Annotated in this window: 15 protein-coding genes; 3 read left to right on the plus strand and 12 right to left on the minus strand. The window is 46.5% G+C overall.

The window, feature by feature from the left end; genetic code table 11:
• Positions 1-29 precede the first annotated feature (29 nt).
• The 3 genes from EMM73_RS10520 to EMM73_RS10530 form a co-directional block, all read right to left on the minus strand.
• Complete coding sequence (locus EMM73_RS10520; protein WP_127686386.1) at positions 30-2,369, minus strand: beta-L-arabinofuranosidase domain-containing protein; 2,340 nt, start codon at positions 2,367-2,369, stop codon at positions 30-32.
• 67 nt (positions 2,370-2,436) lie between these two features.
• Complete coding sequence (locus tag EMM73_RS10525; RefSeq protein WP_127686387.1) at positions 2,437-3,384, minus strand: glycoside hydrolase family 43 protein; 948 nt, start codon at positions 3,382-3,384, stop codon at positions 2,437-2,439.
• 47 nt (positions 3,385-3,431) lie between these two features.
• Complete coding sequence (locus EMM73_RS10530) at positions 3,432-4,817, minus strand: MFS transporter (protein ID WP_127686388.1); 1,386 nt, start codon at positions 4,815-4,817, stop codon at positions 3,432-3,434.
• 323 nt (positions 4,818-5,140) lie between these two features.
• On the opposite strand from EMM73_RS10530, the gene EMM73_RS10535 reads away from it, so the two are divergent.
• Positions 5,141-6,190 carry an arabinan endo-1,5-alpha-L-arabinosidase gene (locus EMM73_RS10535; protein WP_127686389.1) on the plus strand — a complete coding sequence of 350 codons (1,050 nt, stop codon included), beginning with the start codon at positions 5,141-5,143 and terminating at the stop codon, positions 6,188-6,190.
• A gap of 116 nt (positions 6,191-6,306) precedes the next feature.
• A complete protein-coding gene (locus EMM73_RS10540; RefSeq protein ID WP_127686390.1) occupies positions 6,307-8,190 on the plus strand; it encodes a family 43 glycosylhydrolase in 1,884 nt (627 codons plus the stop codon).
• 12 nt (positions 8,191-8,202) lie between these two features.
• Here EMM73_RS10540 and EMM73_RS10545 read toward each other — a convergent pair whose 3' ends face one another.
• The 9 genes from EMM73_RS10545 to EMM73_RS10585 all read right to left on the minus strand — a co-directional run bounded on the left by EMM73_RS10545 (position 8,203) and on the right by EMM73_RS10585 (position 18,821).
• A complete protein-coding gene (locus EMM73_RS10545; RefSeq protein WP_127686391.1) occupies positions 8,203-8,793 on the minus strand; it encodes a hypothetical protein in 591 nt (196 codons plus the stop codon).
• Between the two features lie 264 nt (positions 8,794-9,057).
• A complete protein-coding gene (locus EMM73_RS10550; protein WP_127686392.1) occupies positions 9,058-10,671 on the minus strand; it encodes a methyl-accepting chemotaxis protein in 1,614 nt (537 codons plus the stop codon).
• A gap of 64 nt (positions 10,672-10,735) precedes the next feature.
• Positions 10,736-11,149, minus strand: coding sequence for a type 2 periplasmic-binding domain-containing protein (locus EMM73_RS10555; RefSeq protein ID WP_127686393.1), 414 nt, complete (start codon positions 11,147-11,149; stop codon positions 10,736-10,738).
• Positions 11,150-11,160: 11 nt separating this feature from the next.
• Entirely contained in the window at positions 11,161-12,297 is a 1,137-nt protein-coding gene (locus EMM73_RS10560) for a hypothetical protein (protein WP_127686394.1), read from the minus strand.
• Positions 12,298-12,637: 340 nt separating this feature from the next.
• The gene (gene cydC, locus EMM73_RS10565) at positions 12,638-14,272 is read right to left on the minus strand and encodes a thiol reductant ABC exporter subunit CydC (RefSeq protein WP_127686395.1); all 1,635 of its coding nucleotides are present in this window, start codon (positions 14,270-14,272) and stop codon (positions 12,638-12,640) included.
• A complete protein-coding gene (gene cydD / locus EMM73_RS10570) occupies positions 14,269-15,987 on the minus strand; it encodes a thiol reductant ABC exporter subunit CydD (RefSeq protein ID WP_127686396.1) in 1,719 nt (572 codons plus the stop codon). Before cydD ends, cydC begins: the two co-directional genes overlap by 4 nt.
• A 17-nt stretch (positions 15,988-16,004) precedes the next feature.
• The gene (gene cydX, locus EMM73_RS10575) at positions 16,005-16,121 is read right to left on the minus strand and encodes a cytochrome bd-I oxidase subunit CydX (protein WP_008897492.1); all 117 of its coding nucleotides are present in this window, start codon (positions 16,119-16,121) and stop codon (positions 16,005-16,007) included.
• Positions 16,122-16,132: 11 nt separating this feature from the next.
• Positions 16,133-17,269: a cytochrome d ubiquinol oxidase subunit II gene (cydB, locus tag EMM73_RS10580; protein WP_127686397.1), complete on the minus strand. Its 1,137-nt coding sequence runs from the start codon at positions 17,267-17,269 to the stop codon at positions 16,133-16,135.
• A gap of 1 nt (position 17,270) precedes the next feature.
• A complete protein-coding gene (locus tag EMM73_RS10585) occupies positions 17,271-18,821 on the minus strand; it encodes a cytochrome ubiquinol oxidase subunit I (protein WP_127686398.1) in 1,551 nt (516 codons plus the stop codon).
• A 243-nt stretch (positions 18,822-19,064) separates the two neighbouring features.
• Between EMM73_RS10585 and EMM73_RS10590 the strand changes: the two genes are divergently transcribed.
• A complete protein-coding gene (locus EMM73_RS10590; protein WP_127686399.1) occupies positions 19,065-19,877 on the plus strand; it encodes an NAD-dependent epimerase/dehydratase family protein in 813 nt (270 codons plus the stop codon).

Genomic DNA, 19,877 nt, shown 5'->3' on the forward strand with positions numbered 1-19,877 from the left:
GGGTCAGGCCTTGAATATTGAATTTAGATTCAATATTCAAGGCCTGACCCCTTCAGTAAACGCACCTGATACAGTCCACCTGCGATGCTGCCGGGCTTGGCGACAAATTTGACGCGGAAGTGCCCGGCATTTTTCGGCAGCAGCTCATTAGGGATTGGGTAATCGACGCTGTACCAGTCCGGTCCCAGGCCGCTTTTCAGCTCAACGTCGGTCAGCTTTTTATCATCCAGCCAGACCTCAAATTGCCTCCCGCCATCCAGACCAAAATACTCCAGCCGCAAGGTCAGATTTTGCTGGCCCTTGTGGCTTAACTGATAACTAAACCAGCTTTTACTGTGCCGCCAATGTCGGCCTAAATTGATACCTGCTTCGCTTTGTTCACCCTGATAAAAATGATCCGACTCAGGTTGTTGTTCACCCGGATAGACTTTATCCAAGGTCTGCTGTTCAAGCAAAGCTTCGGCTTTATCTTGCTGTTCTTGCTGCTGTTTCTGTTGTTGCCAGCCATCAAGGCTAGTGTGCTGAAAGTAGATTTGGTATCTGCTGTCGTGCAGCCGGAAAAAGGGGATCAGCTCAGGCTTACCCTGTAAAAAGCCTTGGCCAGTGCTGAAGCTTAAAGGTTGATTGGGTAGACGCTTTAAGTTGGCGAGGAAGTTGTTGGTATCACCAATATAAAGTGGTGCGGCAGAAACTGGACAGGTTGGGCCCGACGCTATATGGCCCATTCTGCTGTCGTCAGCAACAAATCTTAAGCTTTCGTTTTTAAAAGGTGCACTGCGACTAGCCAGCACCAGAGGACCGAACAATACCGCATGATAGTCAGGCTTGGCTGGCATAGGGCTCAAACTGAGCTGCATCGGCAGCTCAAGTTTCACTTTATCGCCTTGTTGCCAGGGGCCAGCCAGCAGAATATGTTTACCGGTTTTGGTTGTTACTTCAACTGCTTTGCCATTACGCCAGACTTTCACTGCTCCGGCCCAGGATGGATACCGCAGCTCTAGGTTCAATGTACTTGCTGCATCAAAGACCAATTCAGTGCTGTTTTCATCCGGGAATAGGGTCTGCTGGTGCAGTTTTATCTCCGGAGTGCTCATGCTGGAGGCTATCCACAAATTCACCTGCAAAGCGTTTTTATCCAGGCTGTAAATAAATTCGCCATGTTTGCTATGGCTTTCTATGCCTGAGCCAACACAACACCACATGCCTTGATCCACTTTGGAATAAACCCGGTAATGTTGAGGTCGCATAGAGGTGAAATAAACAAAACCGCCATGCTCCGGATGTTGGCTGGCCAGAATATGGTTCCACAAGCCTCGCTCATAATAATCAAGGTATTTGCTTTGGCCAGTCTGACGGTACAGCAGCATGGAGAGTTTCAGCATATTGTAGGTATTGCAGGTTTCAGGCCCCTCTACTTCATTCAGCATGGGGTTGAAGTCGTCTTTTGGATGAAAATGCTCCCGCACGCTGTTACCACCGATGGCGACAGTGCGCTGCTCTACCACTAAAGACCAGAAATATTCGGCCGCTTTTAACCAGTTTTTATCGCCGGACAATTCGGCAATACGAGCCATACCCACTACTTTAGGAATTTGGGTATTGGCATGCAGGCCGGTGAGCTTGTCTTCGCCTTTCAGTAACGGCTCCAGAATACGTAATTCGGTAAAATCTTTAGCCAACTGCATGTAGCTATTGTCATCAAAAATGACAGCCATATCAGCCAGCACTTCGTTCATGCCACCATGTTCGGTCAGCAGCATTTGCTGGATTTGCTGCGGTGATAAATGTTTGACCAGATTTTTCAGCCAGTTGCCATAATTCAGCAGCAGGGTTTTGGCTCGCTTATCGCCGGTTTGCAGGTAGATATCCCGCAGGCCAGCGAAGGTTTTATGAATATTGTAAAAAGGCACCCAGTGTTTATTCAGGCTAAATAAATCGGCTTCAATCTGGCCTTGCTGAATTTGCTGCCATAAGGCTTTACTGCCAGGCACGCCGCCTAAATAACCATGCTGAACCTGCTGGATTTTCTGAAGTTCGGTGAGTAAATAATCCAGCCGGGCTTTGATTTGTTCATTTGAGGTGGCGCTCAACATATAGGCCAGAGCCGTTAAATAATGCCCCAGCATATGACCGTCTAAACCGGTATTTTCCCAGTTGCCATAGGACTCTACATTGCTTTTAATGTCAGCTTCACGGCGCAGTGGTGCTAGTAATTTGTCTGCATCCAGTGCCAGTAAGTACTGCAGATTGGTTTGCTCTGAATGCAAAAAGGGGCCGTCAGTCAGCTTTACTGCAGACAAAGGTACGAATTCGACCGCAGCTAGCGATAAAGTGGTAAAGCAGAGTAGGGCAGTAAATAACCTAACCATCATCAATCCCCTCAAATTGGGGGCAGATCACAGTGTTAACCGTTAACAAAGTGATCTGACTCCTTTTTTATTCTTGTACTGAAGGGCGGCCAAAAACAGGCATGCCGTTGTCGTCCCAGCGCAGCGCTTTGACGTAGGTATGGCGGTTTGGATCCCAGAGTGGATCGCCAACTATTTCGGTGTAAGTGCGGGCGTGATACACCAGTAAGTCAGTTTTTCCGTCGGCGGATACTGTGAAGCTGTTATGGCCCGGGCCGTACACCTTATGTTCAAAGCAGCTTTGCAGCACAGGCTCTTTCAGCTTATGCCAGCTTTGTGGGTTCATCAGGTTGGCATTTTCATCGGCCCACAATAGCCCCATGGCATAGTTTTCATCTGTGGCACTGGCTGAGTAGCTGATAAAAACTTTGCCGTGACGAATAAGTACGCTTGGGCCTTCGTTCACCCAAAAACCACGGATTTCCCAGTCGAATTCAGGTTTGCTCAGAAGTACAGGCGCGCTGCTGATTTTGTCCGGTGTATCCATAGTGGCGATGTATAAATTGCTGTTGCCTTCAATCTGATTGTCTTTTTGCGCCCATAAATAATACAACTGGCCTTGGTGCTCAAAGGTGGTGGCGTCCAGACAAAAAGTATCGATGCCGGTATCAACCTGGCCTAAGAACTGCCACAGCCCTTCAATAGGGTTAGCGTCTTTGCAGCAAATCACATACATGCGGTGCTGGAACAGTTTGTCTTTAATCTCGCGACTAGGAGCTGCAGCAAAGTAGATATACCAGGCACCTTGGCGAAAATGAATTTCCGGTGCCCAAATAAGCTCAGAATAAGGCCCTGACTCGGGTTTTAACCAAGCGGCGATCGGTGTTGCCTGCGGCAGTTCTTCGATAGTGCGGGCACGGCGCAACTCGATTCTGTCGTAGGCCGGCACCGAGGCGGTAAAATAATAATAGCCATCGCTATGACGATAAATGCAGGGGTCGGCCCGCTGTTCAATTAAAGGCGTTAACAATCGCATAAAAACTCCACTGCGTTATTAATAAAAATCTCTAACTTAAAAAAACGTTATTTAGCATTCAGCAGCTGGACTGCTGGTGCTGCCTGTTCAGGCTTTGGGGGCTGAATTTGGCCTGCCACCATGTCCTGATAAAAGTTGTCGGTAATTTTGTATTTGTACATCAGAAGGCCCATCAGCAAATGGAAAAAGCCAGGGATCACCGACAGCATCAGCGCTATACCCACTAAGCTGGTTTCGCTTTGCATTTGATCCGGTTGATAATCAAAGAAGGTTAATAAGCTACCCACCACAAAACCCGCTATGCCCATGCCTGCTTTCTGGCAAAACGAAATACCACCAAAAGCTAAACCTGAAACGCGCTGGCCGGTTTTGTGTTCACCATAGTCCACGGCCTCAGCAATGGCCGACCAGAACACTGGGGCATGCAAATCCACCACAAAAGAGAGTAAAAAATACAATACAAAAGCCAGCCACAAATCACCGGGTTTCACCAGTACAAACAGCAGCACACTTAACACAGCTACCACAATCTGGCTTGTACGGAACAGTTTTACTTTGCAGTAATGTTTAGTGATCCAGGTCGATGCCACCATAGCCAGAATGGCGGCCACCACACCGGTAGATAAAAAGGCCGACAGCATAGTGGCATCACCACCCAGATAATATTTGGCGTAATAAGCTGCCACTGAGCCACGAATGACATAACCAATAGTGCCAGTGACACATACAGCGCATAAAATTAGCCACTGATCATTTTTGAGTAAAAGTTTTAACTGACTGAAAAAGGGTTTGGTTTCCACCTGATGCTGCAAACGTTCCGTAGTATTAAAAAAGCAGAATAAAAACAATAAACTTGCCATAGCCGCCATCAACCCCATAGCGGCCTGATAACCGGCAGCCAGTTGGCCTTCGCCCCACTGCGCAGCTAAAACTGGCACTATAATAGTCACTAAAAAGGCGGCAATTTTGGCGAAGAATAAACGGTAGCCGTTGGCAGATAATCGCTCTTTCGGGCAGTCGGTTAAAACGCCAATGATGGAAATATAGGGGATAGTGACGGCCGTGAACATCAGGGTGACAAAAATGTACGTGGCGTAAGCCCACACCAGTTTGCCGTTGTAATCCAGATCTGGTGTCGAGAAGGTTAAAAACACCGAGATACCAAAAGGGATAGCCATAAACAGGAAATAATGTCGGTAGCGGCCCCAGCGGGTGGTGAATTTATCGGTCAGCATACCCATTAATGGATCTGTAACTGCATCAATCAGTCGCACCACCAGAAATAAAATCGCAACGTCTGAGGCTTTTAAACCAAAGATATCAGTGTAAAAAAAAGTGATGATCAGCATCATGGATGAAATCACGACATTGACGGCCATATCTCCGGCGCCAAAGCCAATTTTCTCCATGACAGAAAGTTTATAACCTGCCATTCGACTCCCCTGTGGTTTATATCAGTTTTATGCTCAGTTTTTCTCACTCGTCGTTAAAACCTGGTTAGAATCTGATGCTAAAACCTGTTTTATTCGATTAATAATCTTATAGTATTACTATTGAGTTCAGCTGACAAGCCAGAAAAAAGGTTTGAACTTTTTCTGATATTTAATACTTATCTATTTGTTTTATATGGCTATTGTTTGAGTTTGGTTATTGTCTTCAGCGCAATTTATGGCAGAGGTGTTTCTGCATTTTATTGCTTGCTGCGTTGAACTTATGCTATTTGTAATACAAATTCAACTAAAACAGGATGAACTCTATGAGTAAGCCTAATTCTTTGATCACTGTAGCTGGAAAGTCACTTTTGGGCGGCGCTCTGTTGTTGAGCGCTGCTCTTTTTTCTGGTCTGGCTCAGTCTGAACAAGTCAGTATTCATGACCCGGTGATGGCAAAAGACAAAGGTCAGTATTTTTTATACAGTACTGGCCCGGGCATTACCTTTTACCAATCCAGCGATTTAACAAACTGGCGCTTAGGCGGCCGTGTTTTTGCGACTGAGCCTGACTGGGCAAAAACAGTATCCCCAAGCTTTGATGGCCATATCTGGGCACCGGATATTTTTCAGCATCAAGGCAAGTTTTATCTGTATTACTCCATCTCTGCTTTTGGCAAAAATACCTCGGCTATTGGTGTCACAGTGAATACGACTTTGGATCCTAAAGATCCAAATTATCAATGGGTGGATCAGGGCATAGTACTGCAATCTGTGCCACAACGTGACTTATGGAATGCGATAGACCCTGCCATCATTCTGGATGAACAAGGTGAAGCCTGGATGAGCTTCGGCTCTTTTTGGAGTGGGTTGAAACTGGTGAAACTGGATCAAAATCTGACCCGTATAGCGCAGCCTGAACAGTGGCACACGCTTGCCAAAGCAGAGCGACCTGCATTTTTAGATGACGCAGAACCTGGTCCTGCAGAGCTGGAGGCGCCTTTTATCTACAAAAAAGGCGATTACTATTATCTATTTGTTTCTTATGGCAAATGTTGCCGTGGTAAAGACAGTACTTATCATATGGTGGTAGGTCGTTCTAAAACCTTAGCCGGGCCTTATCTGGATAAAAACGGCAAGGATTTAGCTATGGGCGGCGGTTCTCTACTGCTCAAAGGCAACAGCGATTGGCCTGGTTTAGGCCACAACTCAGTGTACGACTTCAACGGCAAAGACTATCTGGTGTTTCATGCCTACGAGATGGCTGACAACGGTCTGCAAAAGTTAAAAATTACCGCCTTAAACTGGGATAAAAACGGCTGGCCACAAGTTGATGATAAAGACTGGTTGGGTTATCAGAGTTCCCTTATTCGCTGAATCCTTGTTTTGGCGGCTGTATGCCGCCCCTGTTGTTTTCCGCTGCTTTTCGTTTTAGACTCATAAAGTCTTATTGTAATACAAATATAAAATCAACAGACCAGACAGGGTTAGCTATGACTTTTAAAACCAAGCCTCTACCCGGCTTAAAAGGGTACGGTTTGCCATTGGCGATCGGCTTACTTAGTGTGTTGGCTGCTTGCTCGCCAGAACAAAAAGGCAGCGATCTAGTTTCAGTCGCTGCCGCGCCAGTTGAAGCTGCCACAGCAGTAATTGAAGACCAGAGTTTCACTAACCCTTTGTTTGCTAATGGGGCCGACCCATGGCTTGAATACTGGCAGGGCAATTATTACCTGACCACCACCACCTGGACCTCTCAGCTGGTGATGCGTAAATCGCCAACTCTGGCCGGTTTAGCTGCAGCCACCCCAGTGAATGTCTGGTCTGAAACGAACCCAAAAAGCTGCTGCAATTTCTGGGCTTTTGAATTTCATCGCTTACAAGGCCCTGATGGTCCACGCTGGTACATGATGTATACCTCGGGTAAGCAGGAAAATTTAGATGGTCAGCATTTGTCTGTGCTGGAAAGTGCGGGTGACGACCCTATGGGGCCTTATCAATACAAAGGTTCTCCGATGCCGGATAGCTGGAATATTGACGGCAACTATATGGAACACAACGGAAAGTTGTATCTGCTGTGGTCGGAATGGGTCGGAGATGAGCAGCTGAATTGGATCAGCGAAATGTCCAATCCATGGACTTTAACTGGCGAGCGCATGGTGTTATCCCGTCCTTCTTTGCCTTGGGAGCAATCGGGCCGTAAAGTGAATGAAGGTGCTGAAGTACTGAAACACGATGGCCGGACTTTTGTGATTTATTCAGCCAGCTATTGTGACACACCGGATTATAAACTGGGCTTGCTGGAACTGGTGGGTGACAATCCTATGGATGCCAGTTCTTGGGTAAAAGCAGAACAACCTGTGTTTGAGCGGGGTAATGGCGTTTTTGGTCCTGGCCATAATGGCTTTTTCACCTCACCAGATGGCACAGAAAACTGGCTGGTGTATCACGGCAATAACAAAGTAACTGATGGTTGTGGCGCGAGCCGTTCAGTAAGAGCTCAGCCCTTCAGGTTCAAAGCGGATGGCACACCGGATTTTGGTACTCCGGTGCCTGAAGGCCAGACAGTGGCTGCTCCCTCAGGCGAAAATGGTGCTCTGACCCTGGTGCCACAGGGCGTGAAATGGCAGTTAATTAACAGGTCTAGCCAGCTGTGTCTGATGCCATCGGAGCAAGGTCTTACAGAGCAAGATTGCACTGAGCAAGGTCAATGGGTTATTGATCCAACCACAAAAGGCCGTTATCGACTAGCCAACGCTGCTGGTTTATTTATCGGTGCAACGTCTGAATTGTCTGCCTGGATGAATCAGCCAAGTCAGCAATGGCAGCTGAAAGCGGGCACTGATGGCTACTATCAGCTATTAAATGCCGCAGATCAAAAGGCATTAAGCTCAACGGCCTGTAAAGCAGGGGATGAAGCAGAGTTATGTAACGACTGGTTCATGCTGCCGACAGGCAACACTGTGCTGAGTAGCAGGCAAAGTGGCAAAGTCTGGAGTACCCAAGGTTGCAGTGCAGAGAGCGGTACAGCAGTAACTCAACAAAACTGGGCTAATCAAAGCTGTCAGCAGTGGAACTGGCAAGTCGGGCAACAAGGTTTTGTTCAGTTACAAAACAGCCAAAACCCGCAACTTTGTGTTCAGGTGAAAGAGGACGCTTTAGCTTCAGGAGCCGATCTGGTACTGGGGAATTGTGCTGCCAAGTCCAGCCAGTGGGCTTTGCAACTCTTAGCTAATGGTGCTTTGTCTTTATTATCCCAGCACACCAAACAAGTGGCTGACTTACCCAGTTGCAGCTTGCAGGATCAGGAAAAGTTAAAACAGGCCCCGGCCTTGTCTGATGTTATCTGTCAGCAATTTCAGCTGAGGACAGCGAATTAAAGCAATGTAGTATTAAAATGCCTCCAGATTCACCACGGCTGCAGCTGTTCGCTCAGCCGTGGTTTTTTCGTCTACAAATACGATTAAGCTGTATTCACCTGCTGTGGATGAAAAGCTAACTTGTAAATGTAATCTACTGTTAGCTGGTTGAAGTTCAGGTTGAAAATCCAGGGTCAGAGTTGAGTTTGCCAGATGACTTTGTCGGTATCCTTCTGTTATTTCAGGCGCAGTTTGCATCACTTGATCCAACAAAGCCAATTGTTGTTCTGGGGTCTGGGTGGCATCAGCCCTTACTTCGGATGAAACCCAAGTCAGACTGCCAAACACAGTGATGAATTGTTGTTGCAGCGCAGAAAACTTTCTTCTGAGTTCAACGTAGTCTTGGCCTTGGTAATAAGTCAGTAACACAGCTTGTAATCTGTCGCCAGTCCACTGCGTTTCTACAGTGGCTTGTGCTTCAAATAAGGTCAGGCTGGTTTTGCTCAGCACCTCTGCATTCAGGTCGGCTTTTTTACTCCCCAACACAAAATCAGTGATCTGAAAATCTGTGGCCAGCACTGAGGCACTGAATAGAGTGACGGCAAAAAAACACAAAATACGCATGAGGACCATCCAAGCTTAAAGCCGAATTACTTATAAGATAGCAGGTATCAGCTTGTTACTAAACGTATTTGATTCAGAGGCTTGTCTTATACCAAGCTGGTTCAGGCTAAACTCCGGATCTGCACAGTGGGGTGATTTATATAAAATGGGTCAAGTCAACAGCATAAAACAACTGAAATACTTAGATTCCAACACCCGTCCCTGGGTGATGTGATGAAGCCACAACTTTGGCACAACTATAGGGTGTTGTGATTCAAATTGTCTTTATTCTTTAAATTTGGAAGACACAGTATTCAGTTCCTGCGCCAAGCCGCGTAACTGGTCGGATATATCAGCTACTGTATGCTGCACCTGAATGGTTCTGCTAAAAGAGTCTGCCATCTGATGGGTATTATCAAGCACCAGACTAGCCACCATAGTTTGTTCTTCGGTGGCTGTAGCTATTTGGGCATTCACCATATTTATTTTGTCAATTTCATGATTAATCAACTCAATAGAGCTACCAGCTTCTGCCGTCAGCACAGCGCTATTATTGGCTTTATTTACGGCTTGATTCATCAGATGCACTGCACTATCGACATTTTGCGTTAACTTACCAAGCAAGTCACGAATGGTAGTCACAGATGAGGCTGTGCGAGAAGACAACAAACGTACTTCGTCTGCAACCACAGCAAAACCACGACCTTGTTCGCCGGCACGCGCAGCTTCTATTGCTGCATTTAGTGCCAGTAAGTTGGTTTGATCGGCAATATCGTTAATGCTCTTTAAAATACCACCCACTTCCTGAGTTTGTTTAGCCAGCTCGGTAATAACGGTACTTGTATGGGCAATTTCGCCTGCAAGGTCTTTCGAAGCCTGTACTGAAGAGGTTGTTTTTTCATAACCCAGTTTGGCCAAACGGCTTGCATCGTTTGCACTGCCAGAAGCTGCATTAGCGGATTGGCTAATGTCTTTCACGCTGCTTTGCATTTCTTCCATCGAGTGTGACACTGTGTCGGCGTCATTTTTTTGTTGGCTGGTCATACCGTCCAGCTCTTTCATGCCTTTGGCCAAAGCATCAGCGGTGCGGCTGACCGGGTCCACTAACTGGGCTATGGCAACAAAAGAGCTTTGCAGTAGAGAGATAAACGCATTGAAGTTACGAGCTACAGCACCGAATTCATCCTCTGCATCAATACTGAGGCGGCTTGATAATGAACCTTTGCCAGACGCCAGGACTTGCAGTGAGCTTGCCAGGTTATTGGCCGTTTTGCTTATATTGCTGCCGATAATGTGACCAACAACAGCCATAATAATCAATAAGATAGTGCCGCATAATACGATGATCAAAACAGATCGTTCTGATGAGTCTGACATATCTACCAGAATTCTCTGAAAGCTATCATCGGTTTGCTTTTCATAGCCTACAAAACCTGTTTTCGCTGTTTCATACAAAGCTGTTTTATTTTGAATAATGCTTTGCGCTGCTCCCATATCTAAAGTGCCGTCGATCATAGATTGTGCTATTTCAGCTGCTGCTTTGGCATAGAGACTAAAATTCTGTTCCAGGCTTTCTAACTGCGCTGAATGGGCTGTATCCAGTTGTTTTAGTTTCGTCAGATTCGCAAGCACCCTTTCTTGTGTGGTTTTAGCTGTGTTTAAGATATCCGGGTCTGATAAGGAAACAGACTGGGTAAAAAATTCTTCAACAGCATTAAACTCCACCACCATTTGTGAGGCGAGTTTAGAGCTGTCGTACATTTTGTCTTTGATCAGCGCAATGCTGTCGGCGTTACGGGCAGTAAAATAAATGGATGAGGTTAGCACTATTAAAAAAGCTAAGATTGCGATAGCAATGATAAGCCATATTTTTTTTAACAAACTCAGGTATTTCAGCATAAGTAGTATCCAGAGTGTGGCTTAAAACCAAGGCAGGCGATGTACTCACCTGCCTTGATACGCTTTAGTTCAGAGTTAACGCCACTTTAACACTGCCAGTGACAGCGCCAGAGCTGACGTAACCTATAGCTGCCGGATTTTTAGCTACTGTATCCAGCACTTCCTGTTCCGACGCCAGTTCTTTCGGTGGTGTTCCTTTCCCTGTAAATACCAGTTTAGACCAATAAGCTTTCATTTGGCTGGAAGAACGGCCTAAAGCTTTTTGATCAAAATCGGCTTTAACTGCAACAGAGTCGGCCAGATTTAAAGGCTCAACAGCTTTGCCATCAGCAAAGGATTTAGCACGGCCAGTAAAAATTTTATTTACATCATCCTGCGACAAAGTCGCCGCATTGGATGGATGAACTATCACTGCAACATTGGCAAAAGCCATAAAGCTCAGAGTCAGGGCAGGAATTAAGAATAACTTTTTTAACATGATTTGACTCCTTAAAACACCAGATCTACGCCAACAACCAAAACACTGTCTTTACGATCAGTGGTTTTATTGTCTGCGTTGGTATATTGAGCTTTAAATGCAGCTGAAGGATGGAAGTCATAACGCACACCGACGTTGATGCTGTTACGTTCAGTCTCCATTTGGTTCACTAAACCTGCCACAGGAGCAAAAACAGGTGATGCAGCTGGCACACCAGCATAAATCTCAGTTTTTGCTTTGTTATCTTCTTTTTCAAACGATACATAAGGCGTTATTGTGTCAAAACGATGTCCAATAGATATGTAGTAGGATTCCTGGTCAGAGATAAAGGAGTTGTCTACTACAGCTTTGGTTACTTCTGAAACAATCAGCCAGTCATTTTTATCGATATTAAAACCAATGCCAGCAAAAGAGCTGGATTCATCGACTACATCTAACTCGCCTGCCAACGCGTTCAAACCAAAGGCTCTTAATTGTGTAAACAAACCCGTTGTGCTGTTATCCAGTGGATCCACATAAAAAGTGGTTTTACCCACCAGGTACGCCATTCTGAATGAATAACCATCCTGCCCCAGTTCCCAGGCTATGCCGCTGATACTCTCTATTTGTGCATCTGCTATCGAGCTGCCAATAGCAGCATCACCATCATAGCTACCTACAATAAATTGCAATGACGAATCAAAGGCGCCCAGAGTAGTGGTGTGATACAAGGATGCACCTTCAATGTTATCAAAACCTAAGCCGTAAACACTCTGTGGCACACGCGACCAGTCATAGGCATAACCCACATCACGGAAATCAGAATACTTGTAGAAAGGTGTTCTTAAACGACCAGCGTTCAGGCGTAAGTTTTCGGTCAGGTCGTAACTGAAAAAAGCCCATTCAAATTTAACATCCCAGTCTGAAGCGCCACGGCCTAACAGCTGAGCAGTGACAGAGAGTTTATCGCCCAAATCAGACTTGACTTGCAGAGCAGCTAAGCTTTCGTTTTTAAAATTGAAATCATTATCGTAACCGTAAAGTTCGTCATCGCTACTAAGCGCCATACCGCCTTTAATTGAAGCAAAACCATTGATATCTATTGCAGCCTGACTGGCGCCACAAAAGACTGCAGCTATGGTTGCTGCCAGCAATTTACGTTTTAACATAGAATATCCTCATCGATTTTATAAAGTTGTACGTTTTATGCAGCAAAACGGCTTAAGCCATTCAATATATCTTTAGTCAACCTTGACTCAGTGTCAGTTTTTCATTGGGTGATCAGCCCTTTTGTTGATAAGACTCTTATGCCAACCCTCTGAATGTGGGGATTTGTGACTTATCGCAGTGAAACCCCGTTTTATCGCACAAATTATACAACCTGCCGAAAGGTATTACCAGTTTTTTCATATTTATCATATTTACCAATGGCCGCACTTGGTGAAGGCGTAGCTTTTCCTTGTTTAACCATAGCCTAAGGCCAAGCAGAAGTTGGTATTTTTGTTTGATTTATAACAAGTTTAATTCGAAGCGGTAACAGTTTGTTCCGGTGGCAAATTTCTGGTGGCTGGTGATGATCACAATCTGCTGATGACAACGATGACGCAGAGTATCGATGAGTTGTTGTGCTGTGGTTGGATTTAACCCGACTAAAGGTTCGTCCAGCAACAGGATAGCGGGATTTTGTAAGAGTAAACGGGCCAGTGCTATACGTCTTGCTTGGCCGCCTGATACGGCAACACCATACTCACCAAGTTCTGTGTCCAATCCATTGGGTAAGGTATTGATCCATTCACTCAATTGAGCATCAGCCAGTGCATGCAGCAGCTCCTCGTCATTAGCCTGAGGTTTTGCCAGACGTAAATTTGCAGCCAGTGACATATTAAACAGCGTGACGTGTTGAGACAACATGCTGATAGAGTGTCTCTGTGCTGAGGCGGTATATTGTTGTAATTCAGAACCATTAAGCAGCACTTTGCCTGAAGCAGGCGGCAGCCATCCGGCCAGAGTACTGAGTAAGGTTGATTTACCTACCCCCGAAGCTCCTTGCAACCACAACATTTCCCCTGCTTTTAACGCAATAGTCAGTGGTTGAGTTTGTTGCACAGCCCCAGGATAAGCAACAGAGAGTTGCTGTAGCTCTAATCGCAAAGGCCCTTCTGCAGTGCTGTATCTGCCGTTTTCGGTTGCTGGCTGAATTTGATTTAAACGTTGTTTTGCCATCTTGCTGTCAGCCAGATGGCGATACAAAGTGGCCAGCGTTAACCAGATCTCTGGTAAAGCCAAAGTTGACATCAGCATGGCCACTAAAGCCGCTATGCTGATCTGCTGGTTTTGTAGCAATGGCAAAGCGCTCACTAACAAATGAAAACTCATCAGGGCAATAGTGCTGATCAGCAAAAACTGGCAGAACAAGTCCAGCAATTGCTGACGCCACAATAACGCTTGGTACTGTTGTTCTGTCTGTTGCCATTGTTGCTCTGCGCCTGACCAGCCCTGATGCAGTTGCAGCATGGTTAAAACGGATAATGGTTCAAGCAACTTGTGTCGGCGCTGTGATGCCAGTTTAACTAAGCTACAGGCACGCTGATAGCCAAGTGCAGCTCCAATAATCGGCACACAAATCAATACCAGCAGATACACCAGGGCGATCTGTGCAAGTTCTGCTTGCCAAAACCAAAGCGCGGCCAGCCAGCCAGCGCTGATAAGGCAAGCCCAGAATAGCGGCGCCACCACTCGCAAAGGCCATTGATCCAGTCTGTCTATGTCAGTGATTAAGCGTTGCAGCAGATCTGCTGATCGAGTATCAGGCCTGAAGCTGCTGGCTAAAAAGCGTCGCATAAACCAAAGCCTTAATTGTTGCAGCAATAACAAAACAGCCTGATGCGAGCTTAAACGTTCAAAATAACGGCTGGCTGTGCGGCTAATGGCAAAAAAGCGGATCAAAGCGCCAGGGCTAAAATAGTTGAAAGTGCCAGCACCGGCAAGCTGTAAACCTGCCACAGCAGCAGCTGTGATAAACCAGCCGGACACTGTCAGTAAACCCATGACACTGCCAAGGGTAACAGCCCCCAGTGTCAGACTAAGTAACCACCAGCGCCAGTGCAGGCGCATTAAAGCTGAAAGCTTCAGTTGATCCTTCATAAGAACTCCTGGCTGTAGCTGGCCTGATACAGAGGGTGAGCCTGAATGTCTGCCACAGAACCTGTGGCAATAATCTGGCCCTCGTTAATCAGCCATACTTGGTCCAGCCACTGCAGGTGTTGCAATTGATGAGTCGCCAGTAGCAGAGTTTTGCCACGACTTAACAGTTCCAATTGCTCAAAGTACTGCCTTTGTTGCTCAACGGGCAGCATAGACGCGGGTTCATCCAGCAGCCACAGCCAGCTTTGCTTTAATAAGGCTCTGGCCAGCGCCAGTCGCTGCAATTGCCCACCTGAGAGGCCAACTCCGCCTTCCGTCAGCTCTGTGTCTAAAGCTTGAGGTAAAGCAAAAACAAAGTCGGCACAAAGCGCCTGCTGCAACACCTGTTGCAGTTCCTGTTCTGTCGCTTGTGGTTTGGCCAGCAGTAAATTGCTTCGCACTGTGCCACTTAACCACTGGCTCTGTTGCGACAAATACACCAGTTGTTGTCGCCACTGAGTCAAATCCAATTCAGTCAGCTTGTGATCTGCAATACAGATCTGGCCTTGATTGGGCTGCTGAAAAGCCAATAAAGATTCCAGCAGACTGGTTTTTCCTGCACCGCTTGGGCCAATAATGCCAATACGTTGTTGGGGGGGGATCTGTAGCTGAATATCCTTAAGCAGTGCAGCTCTGTGTTCCGACCCCAATAGACTTAGCTGCTGAAACTCAATGCTCACTGGCTCAGTCGGGGCCTGAATCTCGCCGCCAGTGCACAGAGGCAGATCCCAGACTGGAGCCAGACTGGCAAAAGCGGCTTCGGCCTGTGCTTTGGCATGATAATCCGCTCCCAGTTGACGAAGTGGGGCATAAAATTCTGGTGCCAGCAATAGGATAAACAGTGCCGGTTGATACGAAACCGGGATCTGCGCTTTAGCCCAGGGTAACTCACCTAATAAACCCAAACCTAAATACAAAGCGACCAGCGCTATAGCTAAAGAGGCAAAAAGCTCCAGTACAGCGCCCGATAAAAAGGCTTTGCTCAGCACTGACATGGTGCGGCTTCTGTAGTCTTCGCTGGCATTGTTTAATCTGTTTAACACCAGTGGTTCGGCCTTCAGTTGCCGGATTAAAGCAGCACCGCGAAGGAATTCCAAAAAACGCCCGCCTAATAAACCTAAAGCCTGGACTTGTTGCTGACTTGCTTCGGCAGCCTTCTTACCCAGTAAAATCATAAATAGCGGGATAAGCGGAGCTGTTGCCAATAAAAGTAAAGCTGCCAGCAGGCTTTGACTTGCTACAGCGATAGATATAAACAAAGGACAAAGGACCACCAGATAAAGCTGTGGGTAATAACGACTGATATAAGGATCCAACGCGTCCACTTGTTCAAGTAAACGGGTCGATAAATCACCATCTGCAGCAATACGTTGCCGCAGTGGTCCCGCCTTGCTGATAACACCAAGTAACTGATGTCGCAGTGAGGTTCGCAGCTTTTGACTGGCTGCAAGACCAAGTAGATCTTTTGCTGCTAACAGCAAAGGACGCAGCAACCAAAGTAGTAAAATATGCAGCAGCAGATCAGGTGGGATCTGCTGCTGATGTAACGCCAGATTACATAAAGTGGCCAGCAACCAGCACTGCCAAATCATCAGTAACGAAGCCGCAGCACCCAGCATTATTGCAAGGTGCAAACGATGTTTTTCTGAGAGGACCAGTTGCCTTAAAGACTGCATGGCTGTTGTATCCGGTTCTATTCTGATGACTCATCCTCTTCGCCAGGGTAGCCATTAAATTCCAACCACATCGCATTAATGATGCCAAAGGAGCAGGCCAGTAATACGCCTAAAATCCAGGTGAAATACCACATAAATTTGCTCCTTAATAAAGTGAATGGTTATTGTTGCTGATGGTATTGCGGTCTAACCGCCCCCACATTTTCCAGTAACACCACAAAGTGTACCCCAGCACTATGGGTACGAAAATACAGGCTACAACAAACATGATTTTTAACGTCAGCTCGCTGGATGTCGCATCCCACATGGTCAGGCTATGATTCGGCATACTGCTGGACGGCATAATAAAGGGGAACATAGATACCCCACAGGTCATAATAACCCCTGTGATTGCCAGAGATGACGCAACAAAAGACTGCCAGCCTTTGGCCAGTTTGCTGAACAAGGCGCAGAGCAGAAAAGCAGCCACACCCAGTACAGGGAAAATCCATAGCAGCGGATAACTTTCATAGTTACTGAACCATGCGCCTGAACTCAGTTCTACAGTTTTAGTCACAGCACTGTTAATCGCATTGCTGTCCATCACACTGGTCACTTTATAACCCATACCTGCAGCGGCCAGCCAAACACCCGCTATAACAAATAGCACTGCGCCAAGCGTTGCGCAGATCATCGACACAGCCTGAGCGCGCTGGCGCAGTGGCGCTTCGGTTTTCATTTGCAGATAACAAGCGCCCTGATTGATAAACATCAGCAAGCTCAGCACACCCACCAGCAAGGCAAAAGGATTTAATAAAGCCCAGAACGAGCCTGTGTAGTAAATCCTTAGCAAGTCGTCAAAATGGAAAGGTACACCTTGTAACAAGTTGCCAAAAGCTACACCAAAAATAATTGGAGGTATCGCAGAACCTGCGGTTAAAGCCCAGTCCCAGTTACTGCGCCATTTGGCATTATCCAGCTTGGAGCGGTAATCAAAGCCGATAGGGCGCAGGAATAAAGCTGCCAGCGTCAACATCATGGCCAGATAAAAACCACTGAACGCTGTCGCATAGACCGGAGGCCAGGCAGCAAACAAGGCTCCACCTGCAGTAATAAGCCATACCTGATTGCCATCCCAGTGCGGCGCTACCGCATTGATTAGAATACGGCGCTCTGTGTCGTCGCGGCCTATGACTTTGAGAAGCGCACCCACGCCCATATCAAAACCATCAGTCACCGCAAAACCAATCAGCAACACGCCAACCAGCAACCACCAGATAAAACGTAAAAATTCATAATCCATATTAAACCTCCCGGGCCTGTTCGCCGTGATACTTGCCGGTATGAATAGAAGCAGGGCCTTTGCGGGCAAAATGCTGCATCAACCAGACTTCTATAATCAAAAACACTGTATAAAGCGCGGTGATTGCCAGTAAGCTGAACCAAATTTCACCTGCTGTCAGTTGAGATGCTGCCAGATGAGTAGGTAAAATTTCACCAACGGCCCATGGCTGACGGCCATATTCAGCAACAAACCAGCCAGCCTCACAGGCAATCCAGGGCAGAGGTAAAGAGAACAGGGCGGCTTTAAGTAACCAGCGTGGTTTTTCCGGTGTGCGTCTGGCGCTGTGATAAAAAGACAGGGCAAACACTAGCAGCATAATGAAACCTGCCGCCACCATAATACGGAACGACCAGAACAGCGGTGCTACTTTGGGGATACTGTTTTGTACTGCTTGTTCAATCTGTTCAGGTGTGGCATTAACAGGATCCTCTGTGTAAGCCATCAACAGCAAGCCATAACCCAAATCATTTTTTACCAAATCAAAAGCAGCGATGTTTTCCGGTGTTTTTTCACCGGCCCGCAGTTTTTTCAGCAAGCCATAAGCAACCTGACCATTGAGAATACGCTCACGGTGGATTTCTTTCAGCTCTGCCAATCCCATCACTTCTTTATCCAAAGAGCGAGTGGCAATCAGGCCCATAGCGCCCGGAATTTTTACCGCGTAGTCTGTGGTTTGTGTTTCTTCATTGGGCAGACCAAACAAGGTAAAGTCTGCTGGTGCTGGATGTGTTTTCCACTCTGCTTCTACAGCGGCTAGTTTTACTTTTTGCACATCACCCAGTTCATAACCAGATTCATCACCTAACACAATCACAGACAGCACACTGGCTAAACCAAAGGCTGAGGCAATGGCAAAGCTACGGCGGGCAAAAGCCAAATCCCGGCCTTTGAGCATGTACCAGGCGGAAATAGCTAACACAAACATGGCGCCTGTGACATAGCCAGCTGAAACCGTATGGACAAATTTCACCTGTGCGACCGGGTTAAACACCACTTCGCTAAAGCTGACCATTTCCATTCTCATGGTTTCAAAATTAAATTCAGCACCAACCGGGTGTTGCATCCAGCCATTGGCAACTAAAATCCATAAAGCAGATAAGTTAGAGCCCAAAGCGACCAACCAGGTCACAGTCAAATGCTGAAGTTTCGACAACCTGTCCCAGCCAAAAAAGAACAAGCCTACTAAGGTAGATTCGAGGAAAAATGCCATCAGGCCTTCAATGGCCAAAGGTGCGCCAAAGATGTCACCAACATAATGCGAATAATAAGACCAGTTAGTACCAAACTGGAACTCCATCGCTATACCTGTAGTCACCCCTAAAGCGAAGTTGATACCAAACAATTTACCCCAGAATTTAGTCATATCACGGTAAATTTCTTTACCTGTCATGACATACACTGACTCCATAATAGCCAGTAAAAAGGCCATTCCTAAAGTTAAGGGCACAAATAAGAAGTGATACATTGCCGTCGCAGCAAACTGTAACCTTGATAGTTCTACAACATCCATTCGGATTGCTCCTCGATCTGGAACTGTGGGCCTGGGCTGGTACTAACATGCAGTACCATTGAGTAGCTAAAACTAATACACCAGCATTAGTGAAGAGCAAACTACGCCTTTTATCTTCCGAACGTGTTGATGCTGATCAATAAAAATCTGCCTGTTAGTAGAAATTGATAAAAATTTGATAAAAGTTGCAGCACATATTCTGTTACCATCAAATGCATCAGTAAATTGGCAAAGGTGGCAGAGATGAAAATTCTTGTGATAGGAGCAGGTTGGTTAGGAACTCAATTGGCCACTCAGCTTAAAGCGGATGGACATGAGTTATGGCTTAGTAGCCGTAGTATCACCAAATCTTCAGTAGTGGCCGAACAGTTTGGTCATTTTGTTTTAGATTTAGCCCAATCCGTCCGGCCCACAGCAGAGCTGGAAAGCTTATTTAAAGACGCCCTTATTATTTGCACTGTGCCAGCCAGCCGCACTGATGGTGAAGGCTATATCAGAGCTGTCAGTCAACTTGCTACTTTGATGAAGAACTGCGGTGCTTTGGCTTGTATTCATTTGAGTAGCACTGGGATCTACGAAGGTTTATTTGGTGAAGTAGACGAGCAAAGTCAGTTACAACTGACTGATGCACGTATAGAAGTATTGGCTGCAGCGGAACAAGTGCTGAACAAGGCTGTCCCTTGTTGCACTTTACGTCTGGCAGGTTTAATTGGTCCTGGCCGTCATCCGGCGCGGTTTTTATCCGGTAAACAGGCAGGTCCAGCGGATGTGGCTGTGAATATGGTGCACAGCAGTGATATTTGTGCCGCCATCTCTGCCATAGTGCAGCAGCGGTTGTGGCCAGAGCTGTTTAACTTATCCAGCCCACTGTTTTGTTCCAAGGCTGAGTTTTACCTTACAGCCTGTGAACTGGCCTCCTTGCCGGCACCACAGTTTGAAGCAAAAAGTACTTCAGCCTTGCAAAGCAGAAGAGTACTGAGTACAAAATCGCAAAAAATTGCCGGTTTTTCCTATCAGTTTGAATCCGCGTTAGCTGCTTTGCCTTTTTGCAGCTGA

Origin of the sequence: Rheinheimera sediminis (assembly GCF_004005375.1) — a bacterium.
Lineage (GTDB): Bacteria > Pseudomonadota > Gammaproteobacteria > Enterobacterales > Alteromonadaceae > Pararheinheimera.

What these genes read in the sequence shown, in the direction of transcription:
- cydB (WP_127686397.1), bottom strand. Translation starts at nt 17,269, where the DNA reads ATGGATTATGAATTTTTACGTTTTATCTGGTGGTTGCTGGTTGGCGTG.
- cydC (WP_127686395.1), bottom strand. Translation starts at nt 14,272, where the DNA reads ATGAAGGATCAACTGAAGCTTTCAGCTTTAATGCGCCTGCACTGGCGC.
- EMM73_RS10545 (WP_127686391.1), bottom strand. Translation starts at nt 8,793, where the DNA reads ATGCGTATTTTGTGTTTTTTTGCCGTCACTCTATTCAGTGCCTCAGTG.
- EMM73_RS10550 (WP_127686392.1), bottom strand. Translation starts at nt 10,671, where the DNA reads ATGCTGAAATACCTGAGTTTGTTAAAAAAAATATGGCTTATCATTGCT.
- cydX (WP_008897492.1), bottom strand. Translation starts at nt 16,121, where the DNA reads ATGTGGTATTTCACCTGGATTTTAGGCGTATTACTGGCCTGCTCCTTT.
- cydD (WP_127686396.1), bottom strand. Translation starts at nt 15,987, where the DNA reads ATGCAGTCTTTAAGGCAACTGGTCCTCTCAGAAAAACATCGTTTGCAC.
- EMM73_RS10540 (WP_127686390.1), top strand. Translation starts at nt 6,307, where the DNA reads ATGACTTTTAAAACCAAGCCTCTACCCGGCTTAAAAGGGTACGGTTTG.
- EMM73_RS10530 (WP_127686388.1), bottom strand. Translation starts at nt 4,817, where the DNA reads ATGGCAGGTTATAAACTTTCTGTCATGGAGAAAATTGGCTTTGGCGCC.
- EMM73_RS10525 (WP_127686387.1), bottom strand. Translation starts at nt 3,384, where the DNA reads ATGCGATTGTTAACGCCTTTAATTGAACAGCGGGCCGACCCCTGCATT.
- EMM73_RS10590 (WP_127686399.1), top strand. Translation starts at nt 19,065, where the DNA reads ATGAAAATTCTTGTGATAGGAGCAGGTTGGTTAGGAACTCAATTGGCC.
- EMM73_RS10535 (WP_127686389.1), top strand. Translation starts at nt 5,141, where the DNA reads ATGAGTAAGCCTAATTCTTTGATCACTGTAGCTGGAAAGTCACTTTTG.
- EMM73_RS10585 (WP_127686398.1), bottom strand. Translation starts at nt 18,821, where the DNA reads ATGGATGTTGTAGAACTATCAAGGTTACAGTTTGCTGCGACGGCAATG.
- EMM73_RS10520 (WP_127686386.1), bottom strand. Translation starts at nt 2,369, where the DNA reads ATGGTTAGGTTATTTACTGCCCTACTCTGCTTTACCACTTTATCGCTA.
- EMM73_RS10555 (WP_127686393.1), bottom strand. Translation starts at nt 11,149, where the DNA reads ATGTTAAAAAAGTTATTCTTAATTCCTGCCCTGACTCTGAGCTTTATG.
- EMM73_RS10560 (WP_127686394.1), bottom strand. Translation starts at nt 12,297, where the DNA reads ATGTTAAAACGTAAATTGCTGGCAGCAACCATAGCTGCAGTCTTTTGT.